This window comes from Priestia sp. BR_2 (assembly GCF_041954005.1).
Lineage (GTDB): Bacteria > Bacillota > Bacilli > Paenibacillales > Paenibacillaceae > Paenibacillus_AQ > Paenibacillus_AQ lautus_A.
The window spans coordinates 1-2163 of record NZ_JAVFHM010000234.1; the positions used below are offsets into that span (position 1 = coordinate 1).

At 33.7% G+C, this 2163-nt stretch carries 2 protein-coding genes and 1 pseudogene; 1 reads left to right on the forward strand and 2 read right to left on the reverse strand.

The genetic code is table 11. The annotated features are described in order from the left end of the window. Positions 1 to 766: MFS transporter (locus RB298_RS19100; protein WP_486048035.1), on the reverse strand; the 766-nt coding region annotated here is incomplete at its 3' end. Between the two features lie 286 nt (positions 767 to 1052). Beyond that, positions 1053 to 1217 (reverse strand): annotated as a pseudogene (locus tag RB298_RS19105) (DUF2711 family protein); the annotation flags it as partial. Between the two features lie 302 nt (positions 1218 to 1519). On the opposite strand from RB298_RS19105, the gene RB298_RS19110 reads away from it, so the two are divergent. Beyond that, positions 1520 to 1747, forward strand: coding sequence for a hypothetical protein (locus RB298_RS19110; RefSeq protein WP_486048037.1), 228 nt, complete (start codon positions 1520 to 1522; stop codon positions 1745 to 1747). Positions 1748 to 2163 lie beyond the last annotated feature (416 nt).

Consider the following 2163-nt stretch of genomic DNA (forward strand, 5'->3'; position numbering starts at 1 on the left):
AGATAATACTTACGTTCTTAGCACCAATACCCATGATTTCCTGAAGAATTGGCGAAAGATACGTAAAGGTTACAAATGTACCACCGTATCCTAGAACAGTAACTGCTAAAACCAACAAGATTCTTCCGTTTCTTACTAACTTTAATTGATCTTTATAAGATGGAGGTGTTTCTGTTTTTAATTGTTGACTTGGAATTGCCATAGCGTTAAGAATAAGAGCAATTACACCAATACATGCAATTCCGTAAAAAGGAAATCTCCAACCGAAAATATCACTGATATAGGTCCCTATAGGAGCACCAATGGCAGTGGCCAACGTGAATCCTCCAAATACAAATGCAATGGCACTTGCTTGACGGTTTTTAGGAACAAGACTTGCAGCAACCGTTGAACCTATAGCAAAAAACACACCATGTGCGAATGCTGATAGTATACGTCCTGTTAGTACAATACTGAAAGTAGGAGCGATAGCCGTTATAATATGCCCTATAATAAACAGAACGATAACGGATAATAACACTTTTTTTCGTGAAATTTTAGCCGTCAGAGAAGTTAAAATAGGACCTCCTATAGCAACTCCTAGCGCATACATGGAAACAATTAATCCAGCTGTCGATGTTAATATAGTAAATTCCTTGGCGACAGCAGGAAGGACACCTACGCTTATGAATTCTGTGACTCCTACACCAAAGAATGTTGCGGCCAAAGCAAATAGTGCAAATGTGTTTCCCTTTGACTTCGGTAGTGAATGTTCATGTCCACTCATGTAAATACCTCCTAAGATGTGTTTGATTGATTTCTTATATAACATAACATTGCATTACCATCAATAACAGTGAAGGTAATTGATGATAACATTCATTATTTTTGATGATAAATGTTAAGTCGTTTTCGGACAGATAAAAAGAAAATAAAAAGTTTTTAAACTGTTGAAATTTGTATTGAATGATTTGTTGTATGTAAAACTAAAGTTAATTCCTTCAAAGCGTATTCCTCTGCATATTAGATATATAAATTTGGTGTTTTTCTCCATAAAAATAGTGGATCTTTCATTTAATGAACCCAGAGGGCATTTGAATAAAAGGGTGGAATAAAATAGCAGCAGAATTAAAGTCATTAGGTAATTGGGATAAAATAGGTAAATCTCCATCGATCCATATATAATCCAACAAAATAGCATGTGCTTTCGTTCTCCTTAGTGGATGTGCTTCAGACATTCAACTAGAATCCTATTAAGCGAGTTACGGATTCAACAATCAAAAATTCTATTCTTGACGACTATTTATCAAAGGGAACAAAAAGCTTATCATACTCGTATGACGGAGGAGAAGGTAAGTACAAAATAAATATAGCTGCTGATGTTGATAGCGCATTTTATGACAACAACCCTTTAGGCATATTTAATATTCTTTCTGGAACTACTGAGGGAATAGGTAGTGATCTAAGTAACTATTTTGGAAATACTAAATGTGAATTTGGTACGCTCACTGTATCATCATCTAAGGGTGACTCATATTCAATGAATATCAATAACAAGGATGGCGACGAAACGTTAGTACATAATGATGAAAAGATTAAAAGGGAGAATCTGCTAGAATACAAAGATCCCGATAGTGTACCGCCTGATGAAGAATATACTGAGAATGAAGATGTTTCTATTTCTGATGATGCCGTTTATGAGTTTATGGAAAATCAATTAGACCAGATGACAAATGGCGGCCAGAATTACATTGCACAAAAGCAATAAAGGCTACTGTTAAACGATTTAATCTAACTGTAGAAGAATTAGTTAATATCTATATGAGCAAAGCACATCTACATGGCTCACCCTATACAAATGATTTTCAGTATGGTGAGGAAGCGTTTAACTTATAATCGACTTAAAAGCAGCTTTCACTTAATAATCTAAGTAGAGGCTGCTTTTTGTTATGGTAATTTAGTTCATACAAATGTCTATGATTGAATTTAAATTTAGAGGAAGGTTGTAGCTCATATTAAATACTCCAGCTATGTAGTAAAGAGACTGTTGCCTATAATATTGATTATGTTAACTAAATTGATTATTATTGATTATTTAAGAAAGTAATTTCTTTTGAGATTTTTTTCCTTTTGCAAAAGAAATTAAAACGATTGTACACTTTTTTACTATGTATACGTTATAAC

What these genes read in the sequence shown, in the direction of transcription:
- RB298_RS19110 (WP_486048037.1), top strand. Translation starts at nt 1,520, where the DNA reads ATGAATATCAATAACAAGGATGGCGACGAAACGTTAGTACATAATGAT.